Annotated in this window: 5 protein-coding genes; 2 read left to right on the plus strand and 3 right to left on the minus strand. The window is 71.8% G+C overall.

Going from position 1 to position 5,131, the window contains the following annotated elements:
• The 3 genes from ACK42S_RS15570 to ACK42S_RS15580 form a co-directional block, all read right to left on the minus strand.
• Positions 1–474 (minus strand): histidine phosphatase family protein (locus ACK42S_RS15570; RefSeq protein WP_409709570.1); only part of this gene is annotated, 474 nt, incomplete at its 3' end.
• A gap of 13 nt (positions 475–487) precedes the next feature.
• Positions 488–1,462, minus strand: a complete 975-nt coding sequence (locus ACK42S_RS15575; protein ID WP_409709573.1) for an MBL fold metallo-hydrolase — start codon at positions 1,460–1,462, stop codon at positions 488–490.
• Between the two features lie 137 nt (positions 1,463–1,599).
• Positions 1,600–3,597 carry a cation:proton antiporter gene (locus ACK42S_RS15580; RefSeq protein WP_409709576.1) on the minus strand — a complete coding sequence of 666 codons (1,998 nt, stop codon included), beginning with the start codon at positions 3,595–3,597 and terminating at the stop codon, positions 1,600–1,602.
• A gap of 90 nt (positions 3,598–3,687) precedes the next feature.
• On the opposite strand from ACK42S_RS15580, the gene ACK42S_RS15585 reads away from it, so the two are divergent.
• Both ACK42S_RS15585 and ACK42S_RS15590 read left to right on the plus strand, forming a co-directional pair.
• Positions 3,688–4,683, plus strand: coding sequence for an SIS domain-containing protein (locus tag ACK42S_RS15585; protein ID WP_409709579.1), 996 nt, complete (start codon positions 3,688–3,690; stop codon positions 4,681–4,683).
• Positions 4,683–5,131, plus strand: a 449-nt coding sequence (locus tag ACK42S_RS15590) for a KdsC family phosphatase (protein WP_409709582.1), incomplete at its 3' end; no start/stop codon positions are given. The genes ACK42S_RS15585 and ACK42S_RS15590, both read left to right, overlap by 1 nt.

Genomic DNA, 5,131 nt, shown 5'->3' on the forward strand with positions numbered 1-5,131 from the left:
GATGTTGACCTGGTGGGGGACCCAGGCCTCGAACCCCTGCGCTGGCAAGCGTGTCAGCGCGAGCCGCAGTGTGGCGGTCTGCGGCTCGCGCTGACCGGCGCGCTCGGCGAAGAAGGAGTGCAGCGCGGGCCAGACCTCGTGCCGGCCGAACGCCAGCTCGGCCGTGTCGATGCAGCGGCACCAGCCGCTGGAACGCACGGCCGTGGGCACGAGTCCGTGCGCCGCCAGGGCCTGGCCGATGCGCCGTGCCTGCGTCCGGCCGGCCTCGGAGAGCTGGCGTTGGGTATGGCATTGCCCCAGGCGGAACCCGGGGGGGTCGCCCACGCCGGGCTCGGTGCGGGCATGGCGCAGCATCAGCACGGTGCCGCCCTCGCGCAGGGCGGCCAGGAGTGCGGCCTCCTGGCCCTGGGCGCGGCCTAGCGAGGGCCCCAGCCCCAGCGCGACCAGGCCGTGCAGGGCGAGACGGCGCTGCATGCCTGGGCGAGACTCAGGTCGAGACCGGCGTGAAGTCGTAGCCGTCACCGCGGGCCCGGATGGTGCCGAAGGCCGGGAAGGGGAAGTGGTAGCCCCCCACCGTCACGCCGTCTTGGGCCGCCATCGAGAGGATCTTGCGACGCACGGCACGCGCGGCCTGGGGGTCCATGTCGAAACTCACCGCCCAGTCGGGTTGGCGCACGAACAGGGCGGGGATGTTGGACAGGTCGGCCACGTTGAGGAAGCGCCGGCCGCGCGATTCGACCTCGAACATCGACATGCCCGGGGTGTGGCCATGGGCCGAGACGGCGCGCAGGCCCGGCATCAGCGTGGCGTCCGGCGCGAACCGGCGCACCTGGCCGGCGATGGGGCCGAAGACGCGACGCACGTTCTGGAAGGCGCCGCGCATCGCTTCGGGGGCGGCGTTCATGCGGGCGTCGTCCATCCAGTAGGCCCATTCGACTTCGGGCACCCAGACCTCGGCCCGGGTGAAGGGCGTCTGGCCGTCGCGGTAACGCAGGCCATTGATATGGTCGCCATGGAAGTGGGTGATCACCACGGTGTCGATGCTGTCGGGCGCGATGCCGGCAGCCTGCAGGTTGGCCAGCAGCCGGCCGGTGGTGGGGGCCCCGAAGCTGCCGTTGCCGGTGTCCATCAGGATGCGGCGTTCGCCCATGACCGCGACGAAGGCCGTGAAGCTGATGTCCACATGTGTGGTGGGCAGGCCCGCCTCGCTGAGCGCGGCCTGGACCTGGGCCAGCGGCACGTCGCGCACGAAGCCCTCGGCCAGCGGGCGGCGGGCCACGCCATCGTTGACGGCAATGATGTCGACGTCACCGATGCGCAGCCGGGCGAAGCCGGGACTGGGCAGGCTGGGCGTGCCCAGGTCGGGCGCGTTCTGCGCCCAGGCGGGCGCAAAGCCCAGGGCCCCGAACGCGCCGAGGGTGAAGGCGGCGGATCCGGCGAGGAACTGGCGGCGGTGCAGCATGGGAACGCTCCTGTTCAGATGGCGACTGATGGGTAGCACGGACAGCGCGATCGTCGCCCCATCCGGGGCCGGCCGCCAGCAGCGCCGACAAATCCCCGGGAGGTTGCGGGCTTTGCGCGCTGTGCGCGCGAAGCCTTTCAGGCCGCCAGCAGGCGCTCCTCGGCGCGGGCCAGGGCCTCGGGCAGGCCCGAGAGCACCAGGGTGTCGTCGCCGTGGAGCAGCAGCTCCAGGTCGGGCCGCACCACCGCACCCTGGGCGCGGCGCACCGAGACCACCTGCACGCCCAGGGCTTCCAGCGCCAGGCGGTGCAGCGGCTGGCCGCTCCAGGGCGAGCCTGCGGGCAGGGTGACGGACTGCAGGCGCTGCGTGTGGAGGTCGTCGACGCCGCTGTCGTCGGCGCCGTGGAAGTAGCCGCGCAGCAGGCTGTAGCGGGCCTCGCGCTGCTCCTGTACGCGGCGCAGCACCCGGCGCATCGGTACGCCCACCAGGGCCATCGCATGCGAGGCCAGCATCAACGAGCCCTCGATCGCTTCGGGCACCACCTCGGCCGCGCCGGCCGCGCGCAGGCGTTCGAGGTCGGCGTCGTCGATGGTGCGCACGATCACCGGCACCTTCGGGGCGTGCTCGCGCACGAGCTGCAGGATCTTCAGCGCCGAGGGCGTGTCGTGGTAGCTCACCACCACCGCGCTGGCGCGCGACAGGCCGGCGGCCACCAGGCTCTGCAGCCGAGCCGCGTCGCCGAAGACCACGCTCTGGCCGGCCGCGGCGGCCTGGCGCACGCGGTCGGGATCGAGGTCCAGGGCCATATAGGGAATGCCCTCGGCCTCCAGCAGCCGGGCCAGGTTCTGGCCGCTGCGGCCATAGCCGCAGATGATCACGTGGGCTTCGGTGCGGATGGACTTTTTCGCAATGCTGGTGATCTGCACCGACTGCAGCATCCAGTCGTTGCCCGACAGGCGCATCACGATGCGGTCCGCATGCTGGATGATGAAGGGCGTGGCCAGCATCGACAGCACCATGGCGGCCAGCACCGCGCTGCGCAGGTCGGTGGGCACCAGGCCGCGATCGGTGGCGAGGTTGAGCAGCACCAGGCCGAACTCGCCGGCCTGGGCGAGGTAGAGCCCGGTGCGCAGCGCCACGCCGGTGGGCGAGCCGAAGAGCTTGGCCAGCGCGGCGATGAAGGCGAACTTGAACAGCAGCGGCAGCGTGAGCAGCAGCAGCACCAGCGGCCATTGCTGCCACACCACGCGCCAGTCCAGCAGCATGCCGATGGTGATGAAGAACAGGCCCAGCAGCACGTCGTGGAAGGGCCGGATGTCGGCCTCGACCTGGTGCTTGTACTCGGTCTCGGCGATCAGCATGCCCGCGACAAAGGCGCCCAGGGCCAGCGACAGCCCGGCGTGTTCGGTCAGCCAAGCCAGCCCGAGGGTGACCAGCAGCACGTTGAGGATGAAGAGCTCCTCGCTCTTGCGCCGCGCCACCAGGGTGAGCCACCAGCGCATCACGCGCTGACCCCCAACCAGCAGCACACCCAGCAGCGCCATGGCCTTCAGCAGGGCCAGGCCCAGGTCGCGGGCCATCGCCTCGGCGGCCGCGCCCAGCGAGGGGATGAGCACCAGGAAGGGCACCACGGCCAGGTCCTGGAACAGCAGCACGCCGATCACGCGCCGGCCGTGCTCGCTGTCGAGCTCCAGCCGCTCGGCCATCAGCTTGACCACGATGGCGGTGGACGACATCGCCAGCGCGCCGCCCAGGGCCAGTGCAGCGGGCCAGGCGAGATCCCAGGAGCGGCCCACCAGGCCCAGCCCGAAGGCCAGCAGGGCATTGCCGCCCACGGCCAGCACCACCGTGCCCACCACCTGGCTCAGGCCCAGCCCGAAGACGAGGCGGCGCATGCTCTTGAGCTTGGGCAGGTTGAACTCCAGCCCGATCACGAACATCAGGAAGACCACGCCGAACTCGGCGAGATAGCGGATGCCGGCCGAATCCTTGGCCAGGGCCGTCGCGTTGGGCCCGATCAGCACGCCCACGACCAGGTAGCCGAGCATCGGGGGCAGCTTCAGGCTGCGGCAGGTCACCACCCCCAGCACGGCAGCCAGCAGGTACAGCAGGACGAGATCGAGGGTGGAGGCCATGTCGTGCGCAGGAAAGGCCGGCGCGAGCCGGGCCCGGCGCCTAGAATCTGCGGATCGTAAACGAGCCGCGCCGCTTGGCGGCCTGCACCCATGTCCAGCCCGTCTGCTCCCGGATACCACGCCGACCGTGCCATCTCGCTGGCCCGCCAGACCCTCGAGATCGAGGCCCAGGCGCTGCTGGCCCTGCGCGACCGCCAGGGCGAACCCTTCGCCCGGGCCGTGCAGACCATCCTCGGCTGCAGCGGCCGCGTCGTCGTGATGGGCATGGGCAAGAGCGGCCATGTGGGCCGCAAGATCGCCGCCACGCTGGCCTCCACCGGCACCCCGGCGATGTTCGTCCACCCCGCCGAGGCCAGCCACGGCGACCTGGGCATGGTCACCCCCTCGGACGTGGTGATCGCGATCTCCAACTCCGGCGAGAGCGACGAGCTCACCGCCATCTTGCCCTTGCTCAAGCGCCTGGGCGTGCGTCTGATCGGCATGACCGGACGCGCTGCGTCCACGCTTGCGCGCCACAGCGACGTGATGCTCGACACCTCGGTGGCGCAGGAGGCCTGCCCGCTCAATCTCGCGCCCACGGCCAGCACCACCGCGCAGATCGCCCTGGGCGACGCGCTGGCGGTGGCGCTGCTGGACGCCCGGGGCTTTCGCGAGGAGGACTTCGCACGCTCACACCCGGGCGGTGCCCTGGGCCGCAAGCTGCTCACCCATGTGCGCGACGTGATGCGCCAAGGCGAAGCCGTGCCGCGCGTGCGGCCCGAGACGGGCTTCTCGGCGATGATGCGCGAGATGTCTGCCAAGGGCCTGGGCGCCACGGCCATCGTCGATGCCGATGACCGGGTGCTGGGCATCTTCACCGACGGCGACCTGCGCCGCCAGATCGAGCAGGGCCGCGACCTGCGCGGCCTGACGGCCGGCGAGCTGATGACCCGCCAGCCCCGCACGGTGCGAGCCGACGCCCTGGCGGTCGAGGCGGCCGACCTGATGGAGGAGGCCCGCATCACCTCGGTGCTGGTGGTCGACGAGGCCGGCCGCTTGGTGGGGGCGCTCAACAGCAACGACCTGATGCGTGCCAAGGTGATCTGATGAGCCGCGAGCTGCAACCGGCGCTGTCGGCGCCGCCCGAGCTGCTGCTGCGCGCCCAGGGCCTGCGGGCGGCGATCTTCGACGTGGACGGCGTGCTCACCGACGGGCGGCTGTACATCGGCGAGGACGGCGAAGCCTTCAAGGCCTTCCACGTGCTGGATGGCCATGGCATCAAGCTGCTGGCACGCGCCGGCATCGAGCCGGTGGTCATCACCGGCCGGGATTCGCCAGCCGTGCGCCGCCGCCTGGGCGACCTGGGCGTTGTCGAAGCCCGCTTTGGGGTGGCCGACAAGCTCGCGGTGGCCCAGGCGCTGCTGGACGAGCGCGGCTGGGCCTGGGCCGAGGTGGCCGTGATCGGCGACGACTGGCCCGACCTGCCGCTGATGGTGCGCGCCGGCTGGGCCTGCGCACCGGCCAATGCCCACGCCGAGGCCAAGGCCGTGGCCCA

The organism is Caldimonas sp., assembly GCF_046289365.1.
Lineage (GTDB): Bacteria > Pseudomonadota > Gammaproteobacteria > Burkholderiales > Burkholderiaceae_C > Caldimonas.